Origin of the sequence: Neorhizobium sp. LjRoot104, from assembly GCF_964253725.1 — a bacterium.
Taxonomy (GTDB): domain Bacteria; phylum Pseudomonadota; class Alphaproteobacteria; order Rhizobiales; family Rhizobiaceae; genus Neorhizobium.
In genome coordinates, this window is record NZ_CAXURS020000001.1 from 4,149,017 (window position 1) to 4,171,339 (window position 22,323).

The 22,323-nt window shown below is 63.1% G+C and carries 19 protein-coding genes; 8 read left to right on the top strand and 11 right to left on the bottom strand.

Features of this window, described 5'->3' with window-relative positions:
* Window positions 1-2: 2 nt before the first annotated feature.
* The 7 genes from ACSQ8R_RS20275 (at window position 3) to ACSQ8R_RS20305 (ending at window position 7,821) form a co-directional block, all read left to right on the top strand.
* Complete coding sequence (locus tag ACSQ8R_RS20275; RefSeq protein WP_436255018.1) at window positions 3-1,610, top strand: acyl-CoA dehydrogenase family protein; 1,608 nt, start codon at window positions 3-5, stop codon at window positions 1,608-1,610.
* Between the two features lie 94 nt (window positions 1,611-1,704).
* On the top strand, window positions 1,705-2,613 hold the full coding sequence (locus ACSQ8R_RS20280) for a LysR family transcriptional regulator (RefSeq protein ID WP_436255019.1): 909 nt from the start codon (window positions 1,705-1,707) through the stop codon (window positions 2,611-2,613).
* 198 nt (window positions 2,614-2,811) lie between these two features.
* Window positions 2,812-4,149 (top strand): FAD-dependent oxidoreductase, encoded by a 1,338-nt coding sequence (locus ACSQ8R_RS20285; protein ID WP_436255020.1) that lies wholly within the window; start codon window positions 2,812-2,814, stop codon window positions 4,147-4,149.
* A gap of 10 nt (window positions 4,150-4,159) precedes the next feature.
* The gene (locus tag ACSQ8R_RS20290; RefSeq protein WP_436255021.1) at window positions 4,160-5,431 is read left to right on the top strand and encodes an aconitase X; all 1,272 of its coding nucleotides are present in this window, start codon (window positions 4,160-4,162) and stop codon (window positions 5,429-5,431) included.
* Window positions 5,431-5,877: an aconitase X swivel domain-containing protein gene (locus ACSQ8R_RS20295; RefSeq protein WP_436255022.1), complete on the top strand. Its 447-nt coding sequence runs from the start codon at window positions 5,431-5,433 to the stop codon at window positions 5,875-5,877. The genes ACSQ8R_RS20290 and ACSQ8R_RS20295 overlap by 1 nt, the downstream gene beginning before the upstream one ends.
* Window positions 5,878-5,960: 83 nt before the next feature.
* Complete coding sequence (locus ACSQ8R_RS20300) at window positions 5,961-6,701, top strand: SDR family oxidoreductase (RefSeq protein WP_436255023.1); 741 nt, start codon at window positions 5,961-5,963, stop codon at window positions 6,699-6,701.
* 73 nt (window positions 6,702-6,774) lie between these two features.
* Window positions 6,775-7,821: an NAD(P)-dependent alcohol dehydrogenase gene (locus ACSQ8R_RS20305; protein WP_436255024.1), complete on the top strand. Its 1,047-nt coding sequence runs from the start codon at window positions 6,775-6,777 to the stop codon at window positions 7,819-7,821.
* Here ACSQ8R_RS20305 and ACSQ8R_RS20310 read toward each other — a convergent pair whose 3' ends face one another.
* From ACSQ8R_RS20310 to ACSQ8R_RS20360, 11 genes are all read right to left on the bottom strand, one after another.
* Window positions 7,822-8,526: an AAA family ATPase gene (locus ACSQ8R_RS20310; RefSeq protein ID WP_436255025.1), complete on the bottom strand. Its 705-nt coding sequence runs from the start codon at window positions 8,524-8,526 to the stop codon at window positions 7,822-7,824. It lies immediately after the preceding gene.
* Window positions 8,527-8,642: 116 nt separating this feature from the next.
* Window positions 8,643-9,722, bottom strand: coding sequence for a protein-glutamate methylesterase/protein-glutamine glutaminase (locus tag ACSQ8R_RS20315; protein ID WP_436255027.1), 1,080 nt, complete (start codon window positions 9,720-9,722; stop codon window positions 8,643-8,645).
* Between the two features lie 3 nt (window positions 9,723-9,725).
* Window positions 9,726-10,589 (bottom strand): CheR family methyltransferase, encoded by an 864-nt coding sequence (locus ACSQ8R_RS20320; RefSeq protein ID WP_436255028.1) that lies wholly within the window; start codon window positions 10,587-10,589, stop codon window positions 9,726-9,728.
* A 38-nt stretch (window positions 10,590-10,627) separates the two neighbouring features.
* Window positions 10,628-11,119: a chemotaxis protein CheW gene (locus ACSQ8R_RS20325; protein ID WP_436255029.1), complete on the bottom strand. Its 492-nt coding sequence runs from the start codon at window positions 11,117-11,119 to the stop codon at window positions 10,628-10,630.
* Window positions 11,119-13,044, bottom strand: coding sequence for a HAMP domain-containing methyl-accepting chemotaxis protein (locus ACSQ8R_RS20330; RefSeq protein WP_436255030.1), 1,926 nt, complete (start codon window positions 13,042-13,044; stop codon window positions 11,119-11,121). The genes ACSQ8R_RS20325 and ACSQ8R_RS20330 overlap by 1 nt, the downstream gene beginning before the upstream one ends.
* A 169-nt stretch (window positions 13,045-13,213) precedes the next feature.
* A complete protein-coding gene (locus ACSQ8R_RS20335) occupies window positions 13,214-15,025 on the bottom strand; it encodes a methyl-accepting chemotaxis protein (RefSeq protein WP_436255031.1) in 1,812 nt (603 codons plus the stop codon).
* A gap of 187 nt (window positions 15,026-15,212) precedes the next feature.
* On the bottom strand, window positions 15,213-16,919 hold the full coding sequence (locus ACSQ8R_RS20340; protein WP_436255032.1) for a methyl-accepting chemotaxis protein: 1,707 nt from the start codon (window positions 16,917-16,919) through the stop codon (window positions 15,213-15,215).
* Between the two features lie 24 nt (window positions 16,920-16,943).
* Window positions 16,944-17,459 carry a chemotaxis protein CheW gene (locus ACSQ8R_RS20345; protein WP_037080182.1) on the bottom strand — a complete coding sequence of 172 codons (516 nt, stop codon included), beginning with the start codon at window positions 17,457-17,459 and terminating at the stop codon, window positions 16,944-16,946.
* A complete protein-coding gene (locus ACSQ8R_RS20350; protein ID WP_436255033.1) occupies window positions 17,456-19,453 on the bottom strand; it encodes a chemotaxis protein CheA in 1,998 nt (665 codons plus the stop codon). Before ACSQ8R_RS20350 ends, ACSQ8R_RS20345 begins: the two co-directional genes overlap by 4 nt.
* On the bottom strand, window positions 19,450-19,818 hold the full coding sequence (locus ACSQ8R_RS20355; protein ID WP_037080177.1) for a response regulator: 369 nt from the start codon (window positions 19,816-19,818) through the stop codon (window positions 19,450-19,452). Before ACSQ8R_RS20355 ends, ACSQ8R_RS20350 begins: the two co-directional genes overlap by 4 nt.
* On the bottom strand, window positions 19,815-20,144 hold the full coding sequence (locus ACSQ8R_RS20360) for a hypothetical protein (RefSeq protein ID WP_436255034.1): 330 nt from the start codon (window positions 20,142-20,144) through the stop codon (window positions 19,815-19,817). The genes ACSQ8R_RS20355 and ACSQ8R_RS20360 overlap by 4 nt, the downstream gene beginning before the upstream one ends.
* Before the next feature lie 334 nt (window positions 20,145-20,478).
* Here ACSQ8R_RS20360 and ACSQ8R_RS20365 point away from each other — a divergent pair, with 334 nt between their 5' ends.
* Window positions 20,479-22,212 carry a chemotaxis protein gene (locus tag ACSQ8R_RS20365; protein ID WP_436255035.1) on the top strand — a complete coding sequence of 578 codons (1,734 nt, stop codon included), beginning with the start codon at window positions 20,479-20,481 and terminating at the stop codon, window positions 22,210-22,212.
* The last annotated feature ends 111 nt before the right edge of the window (window positions 22,213-22,323 follow it).

A 22,323-nucleotide genomic window follows, 5' to 3' on the forward strand; every position in this document is an offset into this window, starting at 1 on the left:
CCATGTCGTTTGCGGATCAGGCAGATCGGACGCTCGACATCCTGGCCCTGACGCCGGGCTGGCACCGGCTTAAGGAGCTTCGAGAGGATTGCGACGACGAGACGGTCGCGGCGATCCTCGGCGAGGCGGCGAGTTTTGCCGAGGGCGTGCTGGCGCCGCTCAACGCAGTGGGCGACCGGATCGGCGCCGAGGTCATTGGTGGACGGGTCAAGACGCCGGACGGGTTTGCCGATGCCTTCCGGCAGTATGCGCAGGCCGGCTGGCTTGGCATGGACGTGGCCGAAAAATTCGGCGGCCAGGCCGTGCCGCTGACCTTGCATGCCGCCTGCTCGCCATTGTTCGAGCGCGGCTGCGTGGCGCTGATGATGGCGGCGGGTTCGACCCGTGCGGCAGCCCATCTCCTGGCGGAAGCTGCCGATGAGGCGACCGCGAACGAATGGGTGCCGAAACTCGCCACCGGCGAATGGGCGGCGACGATATGCATCTCCGAACCGGAAGCGGGCTCCGATGTCGGCCGGCTTCGCACCCGGGCCGAACTACGCGACGGTGAGTGGTTCGTGACCGGCCAGAAGATCTGGATCTCCTTCGGCGACCACGACATGGCGTATCGCATCGGCCATTGCCTGCTCGCCCGCACCAACGGAGAGCCGGGCACGCGGGGCATCAGCCTGTTCCTGGTGCCGAACCTCGTCGATGGCGGGCCGAACGGCGTTTCGGTCGATCGGATCGAGGAGAAGATGGGCCTGCACGGCTCGCCGACCTGCGCCATGCGGTTCGAGAATGCCAAAGGCATCCTGCTCGGCCGCGAAGGTCGCGGACTGCCGCAGCTTTTCACCATGATCGAGCTGATGCGGCTGCTCACCGGCTGCCAGGGGCTGGGCATCGCGTCCGCCGCTGCCGACATTGCCGAGGATTATGCCAGGGAGCGCCGCCAAGGTGGACGGCCGGACCAGCCGCCGGTGCCGATTTCCAGCCATCCGGATGTGCAACGCCAGCTATATGAAATGCGCAGCTCCACGGAAATCCTGCGCGCCGCCATTCTCGAACTTGCTACGACCATGGATATCGCCCGGCTGGAGCCGGAATCGGGGCTCGATGATTTTACCGGCTGGATGCTGCCGCTGATCAAGAATTTTGGCGCGGCGGCGGGCTTCGAGACGGCGAATGCGGCGATCCAGGTGCTCGGCGGCGTCGGCTACACCCGCGACTGGCCGCTCGAACAATATCTGCGCGACGCCCGCGTCATGACCATCTACGAGGGCACGACCGGCATGCAGGCGCTGGACTTCCTGACCCGCCGCCTCTGGCGCGACGAGGGCAGGGGGCTGGCTCTCTTCCTGCAGAAGGCTCGCGACGAGATCGATGCCTATTCCGCCGAACACCCGCAGGCTTCGGAGACCGTTCTCGCCATCCTCGACGGCTTCGAGCGTTTGAGCGGCCGGATGACGGCGCTGCAAGCCGATCCCGATGCGGCCCTCTATCGCGCCGACAGCTATATGCGGGCCGCCTGGGCAGCGGTTTCGGCCTGGATGGCGCTGCGCCTCTCCGAGGTGAGGGCGGTGGAAAGCCTTTCCGCGTTGTTCGCATTCCATAGTGCGCGCTGCACCTGAGCCGTTCACCTGCGCGCATGTGGCGGAAGTTGCGAAACCCCGGAAAATATGCGCGTGATGCCGGTTCCGATTTTTTCTCGAAACGAGAAAGACAGTGAACATACTTCTCGACATCGGCGCCTTCCTGGCAACCGCCCGCGCCGGCAGCTTTTCCGCCGCCGGCCGTGACCTGGGCGTCGCGACCTCGGTCATCACCAAGCGCGTCAAGCGGCTGGAAGATCATCTGAACACGCAGCTTTTCGTGCGCACGACACGCCGGCTGGCCTTGACGGTTGACGGCGAACGGCTGAGGCCGCGCCTGCAGCTTCTGGTCGGCGAGATCGAGGAGACGCTGGCGACGCCCAATACGCATGAACTCGGGCTGACCGGATCGTTGCGCATCAAGGCGCCGACGACGCTGACCTCGATGTTCTTCGGGGATATCTGTGCTGCCTTCCAGGCGGCCAATCCGCGGGTGAAGATGGAGATCGTGCTGATCGACCGCTCGGTCAACCCGCTGGAAGAGGGTTTCGACGTGGCGGTCGGCGCGCTGCCGCAATCCTATGCCTATGTGATCGACCACCCGCTTTGTCCCTATCCGCGCGTCCTCTGCGCATCGCGGGGTTATCTCGCCAGCCGCAAGCTGCCGAAGATGCCGACGGAACTGGTCGGCCATGCGTGCATCACCTTTCACACGATCGGCACGACCTGGACCTTTCAGATGGAGACGAGCACGCTCAACGTCGAAATCACCTCGAATTTTACCGCCAATGACAGCCGTGTCCTGCTCGCCGCCGCCCGTCAGGGGCTGGGGCTGGCAATCCTGCCGAGGTTCCTCGCGCAGTCGGATCTCGATAGCGGCATGCTCGAAGAGGTGATGCCGGAGTTTCCGGTCGAGCCGCTCTGGGTGAAGGCCTCCGTGCCGAGGATCAAGATGAACAAGGTCGTGGTGTCGGAATTCGTATCCTACGTGCAGAAACGGTTTGCGGAAGGGGTGCCGGATCAGGTCATTCCGGCGTTCTGAAATATCTCCGAACGCGTCCGCGGCTTCGCGTCCATGCCTACCGTTCTGCTTAACGCCAAGCCGCGTGGATTCTTAGCCCCAACCTTTCTCGAAACAAGAAAGCTGATCGCATCACTTGCCGGGTTCAAGGCGAGGCGGCTTGCGATACGATAATTCCTAATGCGCCGGGAGGGCGCGGCATCGGAATGGGAGGCTTTGATGGCGGAAACGCTGAGCAGGGAAACGCGGATCGTCCGGCGCGAGAAGTCGGCGCCGTTCCGCAAGCTCAAGGCGGATATCTGCGTCGTCGGCGCCGGCATCGCCGGGATTTCCGCCGCACTCGAGGCAGCCCGGCTCGGCCGCAGGGTCGTCATCGTCGATGGCCAGGCGGCGCTTGGCGGGCAGGCGGTCAACTCGATCATCGCCACCTTCTGCGGCCTGTTTTCGAACGGTACGCATGGCTACCAGTTCACCTACGGCGTCGCCGACAAGCTGCTCGCCCATCTCGAAAGCCAGGACCGGTCGATCTATTACCGCCACGGGCCGAACACGACGGTCGTTTATTACGACGAGGTCGTCCTCGGCCGCTGGATGGAACAGAGCATTCTCGAAGCCGGTATCGAGGTCGTGCTCGGCGCGCAGATCCTCGACGTGCATGTGGAAGGCCGGCGCGTCGTCCAGACCGATTTCATGACCCGCTACGGCGGCGTCTCGATCGAGGCGACCGGCTGGGTGGAGGCGAGCGGCGATGCCGCGCTCGTCTGGCAGGCCGGTTTCGCTTGCCGCCAGCCGGAAAAGGGCGGCGTCTTCGGCACCCAGATGGTGGTGCTGGAGAATATCGACGAAGCCAGGCAGCCGACCCGCTACGAGATCGGCGACCGGATGAAGGAAAAGGCGGCAAATTACGGCCTGCTGCGCCGCGAAGGCCTCGGCTTCACCATTCCCGGCCGCGGCATTGCTGCCATGAACATGACCCATGTGGAAACGCCGCTCGATCCGGTCGAGGCCTCGAAAAAGGCGCTCGAAGGCAAGGACCAGGCGGCCCGCGCCGTGGAATTCCTGAAAGCGGAATTCCCGGAATGTTTCGGCAATGCTCGCATCCGCTCCTTCGGCCTGCCGGGCATCCGCCAGACCCGCTGGATCGCCGGTAGCCATCACCTGACCGTCGACGAGATCCGGGCCGGCACCAGGTTCGACGACGCGGTCGCCCGCACCGCATGGCCGATCGAGTTGCACGACCACGGCGACGGGCACCACTGGATCACCTTCGATGAAGAGCATGCCCATTACATCCCGCTCGGCAGCCTGACGCCGGACGAATGCGACAACGTCGCCGCCGCCGGCCGCTGCGTCGATGCGGATTCGGCGGCTCTGTCGAGCATCCGCGTCATGGGCCCCTGCATCGCCATGGGCATGGCCGCCGCCAACGCGCTTGACCTTGCCGGCACCGGCAGCGTGCACCAGATCGATCTCGCGGCATTGCGCGAAAGGGTTTCCGATAACGTCGAAAAGAAACATTATCGCTGGACGGGTGCGGAAACGCGCGCCGCATCGTGAGGAGGGTCCGATGAATCTGACAGATCACGAAAAGGCCATGTATGACGGCGAACACGGCCGCGCCAAGGCGCGCGCCATGGACCTGCTCGTCCGTTACGGCGAGGCGCTCGGCGCCGAGCGTCTGGTCGAGACCAACAATGTCGCCGGCGCCTTCAACGCTTCGACCCCTTCCGTGCAGGCGATTGCCGAAAAGGGCATGGAGCACGTCTACTCCGAGCTGAACCTCGACAGCGACGAAGTGGTCGATGTGCCGCATATGGTGGCGCATACCTGCCAGCTGATCACCGGCATCGACAACGACAATTGGGAACTGCAGGGCGTCGACAAGGCGCTGGTCGATATGCAGCGCGCCAACGAAAAGTACCTGGGGCGGCGCGGCGTCAACATGTTCGCCACCTGCACCCCCTATCAGGTGGGCAATGTGCCGGTGAAGGGCGAACACTGCGCCTGGATGGAATCCTCCGCCGTCATCTACTGCAACTCGGTCCTCGGCGCCCGCACCAATGTCGAGGGCAAGGAGAGCACGGGCGCGGCCGCGCTCACCGGCCGCATTCCCTATTGGGGTTTCCACATCACCGAAAACCGCCGCGGCACCCATCTCGTCGAGCTCGATATCGAAGTCGACGACATGATGGACTGGGGCCTGCTCGGTTATTACATCGGCGAAGTGATCGGCGAGGAGATCCCGGTGCTGAAGGGCAGCAGCCATCGGCCCGATCTCATCAAGCTCAAGCATTTCGGCGCAGCGGCGGCTTCGTCCGGTGGGGTGGAGATGTACCATATCCCCGGCATCACCCCGGAAGCGGATTCAATCGAGGAAGCTTTTGGCGGCCGCGAGGTCAAGGGCACCTTCCGTTACGGCGCCAGGGAACGGCGCGAGACCTATGAGAAGCTGCAGAGCTCGACCGAGAAGAAGGTCGATTTCATCATGCTCGGCTGTCCGCACAATTCCATCGACCAGATGGCGCTGATCGCCCATATGCTGGAGAACAAGAGGATCCATTCCGATGTGCAGCTCTGGGTGCATACCCCGCGCGCGATCAAGCAGGTCGCCGAGCGCAACGGTTATATCGACGTCATCCGCGAGGCAGGCGGCGTCGTGATGAGCGACACCTGTCCCGCCATTTCCCGACGCCTGCCGGCGGGAACCAAGGTCATCGCAACGGATTCCGCCAAGCAGGCGCATTACCTGCCGGCGATCACCGGCGTACAGGGCTGGTTCGGCTCGGTCAGCGATTGCGTCGATGCGGCCCTGACCGGCCAGTGGAACGGGAGGGTCTGATGGATATTGCGACGGAATCCAAACCCGAGACGATCGAACTCAGGGGCCGCAAGGTGGTTGCCGGCCGCGCCGAGGGTGAGGCGCTTGTCACCACCGAGACGATCTCCGGCTGGGGCGGCATCAACGAGCGCACCGGCACGGTGATCGAACGCCGGCACGAGATGCGCGGCGTCTCGTTTGCCGGCAAGATCCTGGTCTTTCCCGGTGCCAAGGGCTCGTCCGGCTGGTCGGCCTATTTCCATATGACGCGATTGAATGGCGTCCAGCCGGCGGCGATGATCTTCACGCGGATGACCACCAAGATCGCGCTCGGCGCCGTCGTTACCCGTGTTCCGGCGATCACGGAACTCGATCAGGACCCGCTTTCGGTGATCGAGACCGGTGACTGGGTGGTGGTCGATGCGGATGCCGGCACGGTGACCGTGACCAAGAAATCTCCCAAGTGATGGTCTCTCCCACCGGCATCCCACTCGACGGCGGCGCCGAGAGCCGACTATAACGTCCACCATCACAGGTGGGAGGAGTAGACATGTCGAAAGTGGCAATCGTAACCGGCGCGGGCTCGGGTGTCGGCAGGGCCGTCGCCATCGGGCTTTTGAATGCAGGCTATCGGACCGTGCTGGCCGGCCGGCGCGAGAGCGAGTTGCGAGGTACGGCGGAACTGGCCGGCGGCGAATCGCTGGTTGTTTCGACGGATGTCACCGATCCGGCCGCCGTGGATGCCTTGTTTGCGGCGACGGAAGAGGCCTATGGCCGTCTCGATCTTCTGTTCAACAATGCCGGCCGCGGCACGCCGGCCGTTCCGATCGACGAATTGCCGCTTGAAACCTGGCGGGCCGTCATCGACCTCAACCTCAACGGCGCCTTCTATTGCGCCCGGGCGGCCTTCGGAATGATGCGGCGGCAGAACCCGGGCGGCGGGCGGATCATCAACAACGGTTCGATCTCGGCGCATGTGCCGCGCCCGTACCAGGCCGCCTACACCGCCACCAAACACGCCATCACCGGCCTGACGCGCCAGATCGCGCTCGACGGGCGGGCGATGAACATCGTCTGCGGCCAGGTGGATATCGGCAACGCCGATACGCCGATGACGGTGCGGATGAAGGAAGGCGCGCTGCAGGCCGATCTGACCACCGCCGTGGAACCGGTCATGGACCCGAAACACGTCGCCGATGCGGTGCTTTACATGGATGGTTTGCCTCTGGAGGCCAATGTCCTGTTCATGACGGTGATGGCAAACGGCATGCCCTACGCCGGCCGCGGCTGAGAGCGGCCTCGGTCGCCTTGATCTCGCCCCGAAACTCCGCCAGCGTCAGAAGATAACCGGAAGGAAACATCGCATGCAGCAGGCTTTGGTGCTCGAGAAAAAAGGCGTCCTCTCGCTGCGGGAGATCGATCTCCCGACCGAGGTCGGTCCTGGCGACGTGAAGATCGCCATCGATACGGTCGGCGTCTGCGGCAGCGACGTGCATTATTACACCCACGGCGCGATCGGTCCCTTTGTTCTGCGTGAGCCGATGGTGCTCGGCCACGAAGCGGCCGGCATTGTCATCGAAATCGGCAGCGAGGTGAGGAGCCTGAAGGTCGGCGACCGTGTCTGCATGGAACCCGGTGTCCCGAACCTTTCCTCGCGCGCCTCCAAGCTCGGTCTCTACAACGTCGATCCCGACGTCCGTTTCTGGGCGACGCCGCCGATCCACGGGGTGTTGACGCCGGAAGTCGTCCACCCCGCCGCGTTCACCTACAAGCTGCCCGACAACGTCTCCTTTGCCGAGGGTGCCATGGTCGAGCCGTTCGCGATCGGCATGCAGGCCGCAAGCCGCGCCCGCATCCAGCCTGGCGATGTCGCGGCGGTGATCGGTGCCGGCCCGATCGGCATCATGGTGGCTTTGGCGGCGCTTGCCGGCGGCTGCGCCCGCGTCTTCATCTCGGACCTCAGCCCCGACAAGCTGAAGATCGCCGGCCAGTATCCGGGCATCATCCCTGCCAACATCACCGAACGACCGTTTGCCGAGGTCATCGCCGAAGCGACCGGCGGCTGGGGCGCGGATGTCGTGTTCGAGGCGAGTGGCAGCCCGAGGGCTTATGCGGGCATGCTCGATCTGGTACGCCCCGGCGGCGCCTTCGTGCTGGTCGGCCTGCCGGTCGAACCGGTGCCTTTGGACGTCTCAAGCGCCATCTCCAAGGAAGTTCGCTTTGAGACGGTGTTCCGCTACGCCAACATCTTCGACCGGGCGCTGGAACTGATCGCGTCCGGCAAGGTGGACCTGAAGCCGCTGATCACCGGCACCTTCGATTTCAGGGATTCGATCAAGGCCTTCGAGCGCGCCGCAGCCGGACATCCCTCGGACGTCAAGCTGCAGATCGTGCTGAACGGCAAAGTCTGATCAGGCGGCGCGCACGAAGCGCTTCGACAGCGAGGCCGGCCTGTGGAGCGGCACGCGGCGAAGCATTTCGAGCGCGAACAGGCGGGCGTTCTGCTTGGCCTTGTCGAGATTGCTGATACGGTTTTCGTCCATCGTGTAAAGCGTGCCGCCGAGATCGAAGATGTCGCGGAAGGCGGCGCGTTCGATGATCGGCGTGTCGAGCACCTCGACCTTGCGTTCCGCCAGCAGCATCTTCACCGCGAGCAGGGCGCGGGTCGTGACCATCGAGTTGACGCGGGTCAGCACCACCGAATGCGGCACGCGCAGATTGGCCTTTTCCTCGAGATAACGCAGCAGTTCGAGCACGTTTGCACCGCCCTGGGCATCCATGGCGCAGCCCTGGATCGGGATCAGCACGTGGTCCGAAAGACCGATCGCCTTGGCAAGCAGCGGGCTCTGCGCGCCCGGCAGGTCGAGCACGAAATAATCGGTCTTGTGGCGGTTCTCGGAAATATGCCGGTCGATCGACGCCTGCGTCACGTAGGAGATGACGTTGAGCTTGTCGTTGCGCGGGGAGAGCATGTGCCAGCGGGTGATCCAGTATTGCGGATCGGCATCGAGGATGGTGACGCGGTAGCCTTGCTCAACGAGTTCGGTGGCAAGAAGGAGTACGGCGGTGGTCTTGCCCGCTCCGCCCTTGGTGTTGGCAAAGGTAATGACTGGCATCGTGGGTCCCTGTCCGGCTACGAGCGTGGAATTGCTCTCTCACCGCACCCTCATGATGCGTTGTCCCATTCTTGCCAAACATGGTTAACGAGCCGTGAAAAATCCGTTGCCAGATCTTACCGCCGACGATCGGCGGCGAGGATTTCCCGGGCGACCTGTTCGAGCGGCACGACCTTGTCGACGCCGCCGTGGGCGATGGCTTCCTTGGGCATGCCGAAGACCACCGAGGATGCTTCGTCCTGGGCCACCGTGTAGGCGCCCGCCTGGTGCATCTCGTTCATGCCGCGGGCGCCGTCGTCGCCCATGCCGGTCATGATCACGCCCATGGCATTGCCGCCGGCCGAGCGGGCGGCGGACCGGAACAGCACATCGACCGAAGGCCGATGGCGGCTGACCAGCGGACCCGAACGGATCGAGACCTCGTAGCGCGCGCCGCGCCGTTCGAGCAGCATGTGTTTGTCGCCGGGGGCGATCAGCACATGGCCGCGCAGCACCGGATCGCCGTCGGCAGCTTCCTTGACCTCGACTTCGCACAGGCTGTTGAGGCGCTTGGCGAAGGCGGCGGTGAACTTTTCCGGCATGTGCTGGACGATGACCATGCCCGGCGAATTGGCCGGCAGGGCTTCGAGAAGCTCGCGCAGCGCCTCGGTTCCGCCGGTCGAGGCGCCGACGCAGACGACCATTTCCGTGGTCTTCGCCATGGCTCCGGCCCTGGGAGGCGGAAGCACCGCATCGGCCGTCAGCTTGGCGGTCGTGCCTTCCGAAATGCGGGACGGGCGCAGCCGGCCGACGCGGGCGCGTGCGGCTCCCTTGACGGCGGTGCGGATCCGCTCGCCGGATTCGGCAAGATGGTCGGCCGCGCCGATCTTTGGCTTCAGGATGATATCGACGGCGCCGGCCTCGAGCGCCTGCATCAGCGTCTCCGAGCCGGTTTCGGTCAGAGACGAGCACATCACCACCGGGATGGGATGCTGGGACATCAGCTTGCGCAGAAAGGTGATGCCGTCCATCTGCGGCATTTCCACATCGAGCGTGATGACGTCGGGGATTTCCTCGCGCAGCTTGCGCGCCGCCATGAAGGGATCGCTGGCCGCCCCTATGACCTCGATATCCGGATCCGCCGACAGGACCGCCGTCAGGGTCTGGCGGACGCTGGCGGAGTCATCGATGATCAGAACTCGGATTTTGCCGCTCATGGTTCATACCCGCTTGAACACAGTATTTGCCACCTGCCGGATCGGCAGATCGAAGCCGGTCACGGTTTCAGAATGACCGATGAACAGATAGCCTCCGGGAAGCAGTGCCTGGCAAAGGCGGGACAGCACATGCTGCTGGGTCGGCTTGTCGAAATAGATCAGCACGTTGCGGCAGAAGATCATGTGCATCATGTCGCCGACGGGGTAGGCCTCGTCCATCAGGTTCAGCCGGGCGAAGCCGACATGGGAACGCAGTTTCGGCGAAATCCGCATTTCGTGCCGCCGGTTGTCGGACGAGCGCATGACATATTTGCTCATCATGTCGGCCGGAACCGGTGCGAGCAGATCGCTCTGGTAGATGCCGCGCTGGGCCTTCTGCAGGACGTCGGTCGAAAGGTCGGTCGCGAGCACGAAATAGTCCCGTTCCGGCACCGACGAGCTCAGGAATTCCGAAAGCACCATGGCCATCGTATAGGGTTCGGCGCCCGTCGAGCAGGCGGAACTCCAGGTGCGGATGCGCCGGTCGGCATAGGTTTTCACGATGTCCGGCAATGCCGTCTGCACCATGTAGTCGAAATGCTTCGGCTCGCGGAAGAAGTCGGTCTTGTTGGTGGTCACCGCATCGATCAGGAAGATCGCCTCCGCCTCGATACCGCCATGCTTGAAAAGGTAGTCGCAATAACTGTCGAAAGTCGGCATCGCCGTGACGCGCAGGCGCCGGCGAAGCCGTCCTTCGAGCATCGTCAACTTGCTGTGCGGCATCTTGATGCCGCTATAGTCGTAGATGTACTTCGAAAGCAGATCGAAGTTGCGCTTGCTCAGCCGGTCATCGAGCGGCTGGCTCCTCATTGCTGCACTCACGCACATGCCCCCGTACAAGAACCCATTCGATCAGGCGGCTTCGGTCATGCGACCTGCGACTGCGGCCCGACATCGGCGAGCGCCGGCCCGGAATCCGAAAACAGCCTTGCAAGGTCGACAACGACAACGAAGCCGCTCTCCCGGCGCACAACCCCGGCGATATAGTCGGAGCGCCACCGCACCCCGATGTCCGGCGCCGTCTCGATCTGTTCCTTGCGGAACGGCACCACTTCGAAGACCCGGTCGGCGACGAGGCCGAGCACCAGGACGCGATCGGCGACCGGTACGTCGAGGACAAGGATGCGCGTGTGCGGCGTCTTCAGCGTTCTCGTCATGCCGAGGCGAAGACGAAGGTCGATCACCGGCACGCCCTGTCCGCGCACATCGCGCAGGCCGAGGAGATATTCCGGGCCGTGCGGGATCTTGAACGGTTCCTCGTGGTCGAGGATCTCGCGGACCACCTCGACGGGGACCGCAAAAATCTCGTCGCCGAGGCTGAAGGTTACGAACTGGGATTCGGAGGATATGCCTGCCATTACGCGGTCTCCCTGAAGTCGTCATCGTCCGCGTCCGGGCCGCCCATCGACAGGTCGAGGGCAAAACCTTTCACGCGGGCCTGTTGCGCTGTGACTGAATGGCCGGCCGAATAGGCCTTGGGCGCCGGCTGGGGTCTGGATTTGGCCGGTGCGGGCTTGGCGGCCGCGACCGGTTGGCTCCGCTGCTTGGATCCGGCCCGATCGACCTTGAAGAAAGCGATCGAGGCCTGCAGTTCTTCCGCCTGCGCGGCAAGTTCTTCCGAGGTGGCCGACATCTGTTCGGAGGCGCCGGCATTCTGTTGGGTCACCTTGTCGAGCTGCTGGATCGCTTCGTTGATCTGGCTGGCGCCGATATCCTGTTCGCGGCAGGCCGCCGAGATTTCCGACACCAGTTCGGCGGTCTTCTGGATGTCCGGCACCAGCTTGTTGAGCATTTCGCCGGCGTCGGTCGCGACCTGCACCGTTTCGCCCGAGAGCGCGCTGATTTCAGCAGCGGCGGCCTGGGACCGCTCGGCGAGCTTGCGAACTTCCGAGGCGACGACCGCAAAACCCTTGCCGTGTTCGCCGGCACGGGCGGCTTCCACCGCCGCGTTCAGGGCGAGAAGGTCGGTCTGGCGGGCGATTTCCTGGACGATCGAGATCTTCTCGGCGATCGTGCGCATGGCGCCGACCGCACGGCCGACGGCCTGGCCGGACGCTTCGGCGTCACGCGACGACTGGCGGGCGATCTTTTCGGTCTGGGCGGCGTTGTCGGCGTTCTGCTTGATGTTGGCTGCCATCTGCTCCATCGAGGCGGAGGCCTCTTCGGCCGAGGAAGCCTGTTCGGTCGCACCCTGGGAAAGCTGTTCTGAGCTTGCCGAAAGTTCCTGGCTGCCCGAGGAGACGTTGTTCGATGCCCCAAGTGCATCGCCGACGACGCCGCGAAGCCGCTCCACCATGCTCTGCAGCGCAAGCCCGAGCGTATCCTTGTCGGAAAGCGGTTTCGGCGAAATGGTCAGGTCGCCATTGGCGATCTGGTCGGCGACATGCGCCGTCGTGCGCAGGTTGGTCACCATGCTTTGCATGGCCAGGCCAAGCGTATCCTTGTCGGAAAGCGGCTTGATGTCGATCGAGAGATCGCCCGTCGAGATCCGCTCGGCGACCGTTGCCGTATTGCGCAGGTTGCTGGTCATCACGTTGACGGTGTCGATCAGGTCTTTGATCTCGTCATTCGTCTTGATCTCTACATTCTGATTGAGATCGCCGAGCGCGACCGCATTGGCGGCGGATGCGATCTTCCCGAGACCGCGGCTGATGCCGAAGGCGATCCACAATGCGGCGCCGACAGCGACAGCCGCGGCAAAGCAGGAAAGAGCGACAACGAAGTTCCGTGTGCTCTCATACTGTTCGTCGGTCGCCCGATCCATTGCCTTCATCTGCTCCTTCGCGGCTTGAACGCGCTTCTCGATCGCGTCCTCGATCTGATCGATAATTTCGCGGCCATTCCCGCTGATCAGAGCGATGGCTTCAGCCGACTTGCCGGCCTTGACGAGTTCGCGGATGCGGCCATCAAGCGTGCTGATGAGCTGAAATTTCGCATCGACCTCCCTCCAGGCGTGCCGACCTTCTTCCGTCGAGGCGAGGCGCTGGAGCCGATCCAGGGTATTCTTGAAGTTCAGCTGGTTTCTGTCACTGGCCTCGGCATAGGTTTCGAAGTCCTTGGGCGTGCTTGCGTTCGCCATGTTCAACTGCGCACGCGTTAGACGAAGCTGGAGGTTGCCGAGGTCCTGCGCCGTTTCGAGCCGTGCCGCCGGTCCCTCGATCAGTTTGCCGATCGAATCGTTGAGATTGGATAGGCTGTAGATACCGAAGCCCGCAACGCCGATGAGGAAAGTGATAATCAGGCCGTAAGTAAGCGCCAGTTTCAGTTTGATGGTAAACCGCATTTCAAATCTCCAGCTTCCTTCAAAAGGCAGGGTTTTCAATTTCAGATGCGATTGGAAAAAGCCTGTTGGGAAATGGTCCCGTGGCAGTGCATCTCCAGTGTCCGCACCAACGCTTTATTTTGGCTATGACGGGCCGCCGAAGCGGCCCCACTCATCTGCCGGGAAAGCCTCAAGCGCTTTCCCGGAAATCGTCGTCATCACCATCGGGACCGCCCATCGACAGATCGAGGGCAAATCCTTTGGCACGTGACTGCTGGGCTGCGACGGAATGGCCGGACGGACGGGGCGCGGGAGCCTTCGATGGCTGTTTTGCGCCGAGCTTTGCTGCTGCCGGGGCCCTGGCGCCTGGCTGAGGCCGGGCCTTCGCATTGGTGCGTTCCACCTTGAAGAAGGCGATCGAGGCCTGCAGCTCTTCCGCCTGCGCGGCGAGTTCTTCTGAGGTGGCAGACATCTCTTCGGAGGCGCCGGCATTCTGCTGGGTCACCTTGTCGAGCTGCTGGATCGCTTCGTTGATCTGGCTGGCGCCGACATCCTGCTCGCGGCAGGCCGCGGAGATTTCCGACACCAGTTCGGCGGTCTTCTGGATGTCGGGCACCAGCTTGTTGAGCATCTCGCCCGCTTCCGTCGCGACCTGCACCGTCTCGCCCGAGAGCGCGCTGATTTCAGCAGCAGCGGCCTGGGACCGTTCGGCGAGCTTGCGGACTTCCGAGGCGACGACCGCAAAACCCTTGCCGTGTTCGCCGGCGCGGGCGGCTTCTACCGCCGCGTTCAGGGCGAGCAGGTCGGTCTGGCGGGCGATTTCCTGGACGATCGAGATCTTCTCGGCGATCGTGCGCATGGCGCCGACGGCGCGGGCGACGGCCTGGCCGGAGTTCTCCGCATCGCGGGAAGACTGGCGGGCGATCTTCTCGGTCTGTGCGGCGTTGTCGGCGTTCTGCTTGATGTTGGCTGCCATCTGCTCCATCGAAGAGGAAGCTTCCTCGGCCGAGGAGGCCTGTTCGGTCGCACCCTGGGAAAGCTGTTCGGAGCTTGCCGAAAGTTCCTGGCTGCCCGAGGAGACGTTGTCCGCTGCCGAAAGAGCGTCGCCGACCACGCCGCGCAAACGTTCCACCATGCTTTCAAGCGCAAGCCCCAACGTGTCCTTGTCGGAGAGCGGTTTTGGTGAAACGGTCAAATCACCATTGGAGATCTGGTCGGCGATAATCGCCGTGTTGCGCAGATTGGCTGTCATCGTGTTGATGGTATCGACCAGATCCTTGATCTCGTCATTTGTCTTGATTTCGACATTCTGATTGAGATCGCCGATCGACACAGCCTTGGCGACGCCCATGATCTTAGTGAGGCCTCTGCCGATGCCGAGGGCGATCCAGAACGCTGTCGCCGCTGCCGTGATGACGGCCACCACGGCGATCGTGATCATCAGGCTGCGCGTGGTCCAATAGGTGGCTTCCGCCTCATCATTGGCCTTCTGCATCCGGTCGCGGTTGATTTGTACGGCTTCGTCCAGTTGCGTGGAGAGTTCGGTGATCGCCTTGCGGCTTTCTCCGGCCGAAAGGGCGAGTGCTCCCTGCATATCGTCGCGCTTGACGGCAGTATCGACCTTTTCGTTCGCGGCGTGGTTGGTCGCGGCAAGCGCACGCGTTTCATCCCAGAACGGCTTCTGATCTGCGGATGCGGTCGAAGCCAGTTCATTCAGCAGCGTGATGAACTGCTGCTCCAGCCTATCGCCGTCGCTGTAGAACTTTTCGATCTCCTGCGGCGAGGTAGCGAGCAGCATGTTCTTCTGCGCGCGGATGCGATTGAGCGACAGGATGTTCATCTGTTGGATTTTATCGAGTCGCGTCGCCGCAACTTCGGTGACGTAGGTCATCGCTTCATTGGCGGCGCCAAGACTATATATCCCATAGCCGGCCGTACCGACCAGCATGCTGACAAGAAAGCCGAAAGCCAATACCAACTTGGCCTTGATCGTAAATCGCATAGCCCTATCCCCTCAAGGCAATAAAGTGCATCGGTCAGTGCTTCCCTCCCGGGTGGGCGGTAAGCGGTTGAAAGCGAGAAGACCGAAACATTCACCCTTCTGCGATGGTCCGGTTGCCCGGATAGTCTCCCCCCTGCATGGGGGAGATGATCCCGGATTCCTGTCAATCCGGGGTCGCTTCAATTCATCAGGCGCTTTCGCGGAAGTTCGCGTCGTCGGCATCCGGCCCGCCCATCGACATGTCGAGGGCAAAACCCTTGGCGCGGGCTTGCTGGCTGAGCACCGAATGATCGGCCTTGTGAGACTGCTGGCCCGCAGGGCGGCGCATCTGGGCCGGCTTGGCCATGGGCTTCTGTGCCGCAGCGGTGGCCGGAGCCCGCTTGGCCGACTTCTTGCCGCCTGCCTGATCGACCCGGAAGAAGGCGATCGAGGCCTGCAGCTCTTCCGCCTGCGAGGCGAGTTCTTCCGAGGTGGCCGACATCTCTTCGGAGGCGCCGGCGTTCTGCTGGGTCACCTTGTCGAGCTGCTGGATCGCTTCGTTAATCTGGCTGGCGCCGATATCCTGCTCGCGGCAGGCGGCGGAGATTTCCGAGACCAGTTCGGCGGTCTTCTGGATGTCCGGCACCAGCTTGTTGAGCATTTCGCCGGCATCGGTCGCGACCTGCACCGTTTCGCCCGAGAGCGCGCTGATTTCGGCAGCGGCTGCCTGGCTGCGTTCGGCGAGCTTGCGGACTTCGGAAGCGACGACCGCAAAGCCCTTGCCGTGTTCGCCGGCGCGGGCGGCTTCCACCGCCGCGTTCAGGGCGAGAAGGTCGGTCTGGCGGGCGATTTCCTGGACGATCGAGATCTTCTCGGCGATCGTGCGCATGGCACCGACGGCGCGGCCGACGGCCTGGCCGGATGCTTCGGCGTCACGCGACGACTGGCGGGCGATCTTTTCCGTCTGGGCGGCGTTGTCGGCGTTCTGCTTGATGTTGGCTGCCATCTGCTCCATCGAGGCGGAGGCTTCTTCGGCCGAGGAAGCCTGTTCGGTCGCGCCCTGGGAAAGCTGTTCGGAGCTTGCCGAAAGTTCCTGGCTGCCCGACGAGACGTTGTCGGATGCCGCAAGTGCATCGCCGACGACGCCGCGCAGACGCTCGATCATGGTGTTGACGTAGCCAAGCAGTTCGCCGATCTCGTCCTTGCTGGTGATCGTGGCAAACTTGGTCAGGTCACCGTCGGCGACGTCCTGCACTGCGGTCACCGCATTGCGCAGACCCTTGTTGATCGAAAGGGCGATCCAGAGAGCGGCCAGCACGGCGACCAGGAAGGCGAAGCCGGCGACCGAGATCATGATCAGGCGGGTCTGGGCGTAATCCAGATCGGTCTGCTTGTCGGCGTCATTGAGGCGGCTTTCTTCAAGCTTGACCACGTCGTTGAGCAAGGCATCGATCTCGTTGGTAACCGCGCGTGCCTCGTTGGAGGAAATACGCAGCGCCGTGGCCGGATCTCCACCCAGCATCGAGGTGCGGATGCGGTCGTCCTGCTTGCGGAATTCCGCCGTGAAGCCGGCAAGCTTGGCCCAGAGGGCTTTGCCCTGTTCCGTGGCGCGGGCTTCGACCGATTTCAACGACTCATCGAATGTGCGGCGAGCTTCGTCGCCCTTGGCGATATATCCCTGCATCTCGGCGGGATTTGCCGCCAGGAGCAGGTTCTTCTGCTGGCGGATCTGCTGAAGCTGCTCATTGTTCAGGTTCTGAGCCAGTTTCAGGCGCAGGGCCGGCCCCTGCAGCACATTTTCGAGCGTGTCGTTGAGGTTGCCAAGGCTGAGGATGCCGTAGGCGGCGGTCGCCAGCAGCATTATGATGATGAAACCGAATGCTGAGGCCAGCTTAAGCTTGATTGAAGCGTGCATTTTTTGAATCCATCGAAAGGGTGGTCAACCGTGGGAAGCCCCGGTGGCGGAATGGTCGTGCTGCGCGGAGAAGATTGCCTGGAGATTGGGGAGGATGATGAACTCCGCCCCCCGCTTGACGAGGCAATCGATGAAATCCGGCCGCCAACGCATGCCCACGCTCGGCGGCGGTTCGCCGGCGGCGCGGAGCAGGGTGGTGACCTCATGCACTTTATCTGTGCGGATGCCTGCAAGAACCGGTTCGCCGCCGATGTTGATCGCGATGACGATGATCCGGCTGTCGATCGTCGGCTTCGTCGCTTCCATGCCGAATGCAAGCCGGATATCGGCCAGCGGAATGACCTTGCCGCGGAAGTTGATGACGCTGCCGACGAAGGCTTTTGCGCCGGGAACCATGGTCTCGGGGAGGAGATCGAGGATCTCCTGCACGCTCACGGCTTCCAGCGCGAACATCTCGCCGGCGATGTCGAATGTCAGGACTTCCAGCTCGTCGCGGCCGCCCCAGAGGTTTTCGGAGATCTTTCTGACTGCTTCGTTCATCCGGCCGCGCGCAGATGCGCCTCCTGTTGTTGTCCTTCCGCCACGAGATGGCCGACGTCGAGGATCAGCGCCACGTCTCCGTCGCCGAGAATGGTCGCACCCGAGAAGGTGGCGACGTCATGGTGGAGTTTCGACATTCCCTTGATGACCGTCTGGTGGTCGCCGATGATCTGGTCGACGACCAGGCCCACCCGTTCGGAACCCGTCGAGATGACGACGACCTTCTGGAAGGGATCGGGCTTGGTGCCGGTGCGGAAGAGGTCGCGAAGCCTGAGGAACGGCACCAGGCTGTCTCGCAGCGAGATGAAGCTGCGGCCGCGTGAGCGCATGTCTTCTTCGATCGGAAGCTCGAGGCATTCCTCGACCGCCGAAAGCGGAATGACATAGCGACCGTCGCCGACCCGCACGAGCAGTCCGTCGATGATCGCGAGCGTCAGCGGGATGGCGAGCGAAATCTCGGAACCCTTGCCAACGTGGCTCGTGACGTTGATCGTGCCGCGCAGTGCGTCGATCGTTCGCTTGACCACGTCCATGCCGACGCCGCGGCCGGAAAGGTTGGTGACCGTCTGGGCCGTCGAGAAACCCGGCTGGAAGATCAGCTGGTAGAGCTCCTGATCGGTGAGGCTGGTATTGGGTGCGATCAGACCGGAGGATTCCGCCTTGGCGCGCACCCGCTCCTTGTTGATGCCGCGGCCGTCATCCTTGATGGTGATGATGACTTCGCCGGCCTGCTGGCGGGCGGAAAGCAGGATGTGGCCCGCCTCCGGCTTGCCGGCGGCGCGACGTTCCTCGGGCGTCTCCAGACCGTGGTCGCAGGAGTTGCGCACGAGATGCACCAGCGGATCGGCAAGGCGCTCGATCACGCTCTTGTCGACTTCCGTGCTCTCGCCCTCGGTCAGCAGTTCGATCGTCTTGCCGGTTTCATGCGCCAGATCGTGCACCAGCCTGCGGAAGCGGCCGAAGAGCTGGGTGACCGGCACCATGCGCAGAACCATCATCGTATCCCGCAGCTCGCCGGAAAGGCGTTCCACGTCTTCCGAGACGGCCCGCAGCTGCAGATCGCCGCTGCCGCCTGCGAGCTGGCTGAGGCGCGACTGGGCGATCACGAGCTCTCCGACCCGGTCCATCAGCTCATCGAGCTTTTCGGCGGGCACGCGGACGTTTTCGGCGGTCTTTTTCTGCTTCGCATCGACGAGGGCCGGAGCAGTTGGAGCAGCCGGTGCCGTTGCAACGGCCTGTGATGCAGCGGCAGGCCGGGCTTCCGCAACCGGAGCTTCGGCCTTGGCCGGCGTGCTGGCGGCGAGCGGAGGCTCCACCGTGACGACGTCGAGCTGCATCTCGTCCATGACGAAGATGAACACGTCGTCGATCGCCGAACGCGGCTGGGTGGTCAGGAGCTCGACCTCCCAGGAAATATAAAGATCTGTCGGGGCGATAAGGTCGAGCGATGGGATGGCGGACCGGTTCGCCACGATCTCGCACTCACCGAGTTCGCGCAGTTCGTCGAGAAGCGGCAGCGGATTGGTGCCGTTTGCCATCGCATTCTGCGGCAGGCTGAAGCGGATCTTGAAATGGTTGCGGCCCGCCGCTGCCTTGGGGTTGGCCGCGCCCGGATTGTTGGCGCCATCGACGGCGGCCCGCAGATTGGCGAGGAGCGCTTCGCCCGTTGCCTCATGGGGGCCATTCGGCGTATCGACCAGGGCACGCATGTGATCCTTGGCTTCGAGAACCGCGGTCACCAGTTCCTGGGTTGCCGGAACCTCGCCCTTGCGGACGCGGTCGAAGGCCGTCTCGCAGTGATGGGTGAAGGCGGCAAGGGCATCGAAGCCGAACATGGCCCCCGATCCCTTCAACGTGTGGAGGCCGCGGAAGACCGCGTCCACCTGATCCTTGTCGCCGAGGTTTACGTTCAGGTCGAGAAGCCCTGCTTCGATCTGTTCCAGAAGCTCGGCCGCTTCTGTCCTGAAAACCGCGATAGGATCGGGAAAGCTCATCTTCCGAGTACCTTCCGGACGATCTTGACCAGGCTTTCCGGGTCGAATGGCTTGGTGAGCCAGCCGGTGGCACCGGCGGCCTTGGCTTCCTGCTTGATGTCGTTGTCGGACTCCGTCGTCAGGAAGATGACCGGAACGCCCATATGGGCCGGCATCTTGCGCAGTTCCCGGATCATCGTCAGGCCGTCCATGTTCGGCATGTTGAGATCGGTGACGATCAGGTCGAACTGGCCCGCCTTGAGCTTGGCGATGCCGTCCAGTCCATCGACTGCCTCGGTGATCTGATACCCCGCATTGCTGAGCGCGACGCGCGTCGTCAGACGGATGCTGGCGGAATCATCGACTGTTAGGATGCTGGCGCTCATTGAATACCCCCTTGATGAAGCCAGAATTTCAGGTCCTCGGCGGACATCCCTTCGAGGAAGCCGCTGCGCTTCAGGACATCGAGCGTCGAGCCGCTGGCGGGACGGGCCAACGCGATGCGCTTGCCGGTTGTATCGGCGTAGATGCGGGCCGCTTCCATGAGCTGGATGAAGCTGGTGTCCACCTGGCAGTCATCGTCGAGTTCGATGGTTGCGGAGGCGGTTCTGTCGAGAAACTGCAGCATTTCCTGCTGGACGATGGTGATCGCGCGAACGGTCAGGTTCTGCGGAAGGCGAAGGCAATCTTCTTTAACATCGGAAGCAGGCATTCTTACCTCAACATAATTCCGAAAGAGCTGAAATAGCTGGCCGAATTTGGACTTGCATCGTTAATGGCGAGTTAATCGGCTATGGCGACTTTTCGCGAAACAATACTTACAGGTTGTATTTTGCCGCGCCGGAGAGACGGAAAAATTAACCACAAGTCGCAAATGAGAACGAATATTCTGCGAGAATTAACCCCTGGGCGCTCAAGGTATCTCTCGAACGGGACAAACTGTATCGGCAACTTGCTGGTGCGGGGCTGTCCCGGAACAATACAGGCGAGTCATCGTCGATATCTTCAGAGACAGAGGTCCCGCGGGACCTGAAAGGTGAGGCAAAGTGGCTGTCAGGGCATCCATTTTCGACATCGCGAGCAGTTCGACGGGCGTTCTCGCCTTCGTCGACCGGATGGAAACGGCGCGGTCGCGTATAGAGGAACGCTTTCTCGACGGTGGGGCGGCGCTCCTGTCGATCCTCGACGTGCTGAACAAGCTGATCGGCTCCCTCGACCAGTTGACCGGTTCGCTGGATGAAGGAACGGCAAACGCCACGATGGCCGAACTGAAGAGCACGGTCGAGCGGCTGTCTGACCTGACCAGGCTCGAATCCGGACGACAGGTCGGCTTCCAGGAAATCGCCTGCGCGGAGCGCAAGGTCCGGCCCCAGATCGAAGAGATGCAGGAAACGCTGCGTTATCTGCGCACCTTCGCCGTGACCGCCAAGATCACCGGTGCCGGTATTGCCGATTTCGCCGGCTTCGCGGAGGAAATTCTCGCAAGGATCCAGGAGGGCTCGCGCCAGGTCAACGATCTGGCCGGCAAGCTGAGCACCCTCGGTCACGGTCTTGGGCCGGTAATGGTCAAGGGAAAGGCGATCCTGGCGAGCTACGACCAGACGGTACCGCAGATCGTCGTCGGCCTTTCCAACGGCGCGGCTGAGATCGGCAAGCACCGCAAGCTGCTGGTCGAGCGCGCCGCAAGGGTGCGCGCCGTCGCAAGCGGCATCCAGTCGAAACTCGCCTCGACGCTGTCGGCCATGCAGGTCGGCGATATCACCCGCCAGCGCATCGAACATTGCCAGTCGGCCCTGCGCATCCTTTCCGATTATCTGGAGTCGCCTGCGGCCGCCAGGCTGACCGGCGACCAGCGCGAAAGCCTTTCGCTGATCATCCGCAAGCTCGTATCGCTGCAGCTCAATCAGTCCATCTCCGACTTCGATCGCGATACCGCGAAGATCGTTGCCATCGTCGCAAGCTTCCGGTCCGATCTGTCGCAGATCGAGGCGTTGCGTGCGACGATGACCGATGCCGACAGCGGCGACAACGACAACGCGATCCGCCAGCTCGAGAGCGGCGTGGCCGCCGCTCGCGGCGCGGTGCGCGAAATCGAGGAGGTTGCCCACCACGCCGGCGAGCTCAGCCGGTCGACCAGCGATACCGTCCGGGAACTTCTCGACGGCATCGGCATCGTCAAGGTCGTGCGCACCGACATCCACTACATGGCTCTCAACACCAACCTCCGTTGCGGCAAGATCGGTGAGGAAGGCAGGGCGATCAACGTCGTGACCGCCGAACTGCGCAACTTCGCGGCGGTGCTCGACGAGACGGCCGAAAAGATCCTGATCGAACTCCAGACGCTCGAAATCGCGGCCAACAAGCTGACCAGCGTCAACGGCGAAGAGAGCGAGCAAAGCCTCGATCAGCGTCTCGAAAACGCGCTTGAAAACATCCGCGCGGTCGGCGACCGGATGGATGCCCAGATGTTGGCGCTTGGCGATCAGAGCAGGACGGCGGTCGGCGAGATGGATATTTCGCTCGCCCGGCTGAACTTCAACGCCGAGCTCGGCGAAGTGCTGCGCTCCTGCGCCAATGAGATGGAACTCGATGAGGACGTCTTCGAAGCGCCGGGTCTCGAAGAGGCGCTTGCGGACGTCGGCGGCCGCATTGCCCGCCTCTATACGATGGTGAGCGAACGCGAGCTGCATGCCGCAGTGCTCGGCACCGAGCCGCCGGTGGAAGCCGCTGCCGTCACGACCACCATGTCTGACGACGATATCGACGACGCCCTGTTCTGATCGGCCCGGCCCCAGCCGGAGCCGGTTGAATGCTGCATTCGGCGGCTTACCCTGTTAAGATAAAGCCGACAGGGCGCCTTGACCTTTGGGCGTGCCTGGGTCATGTGACCG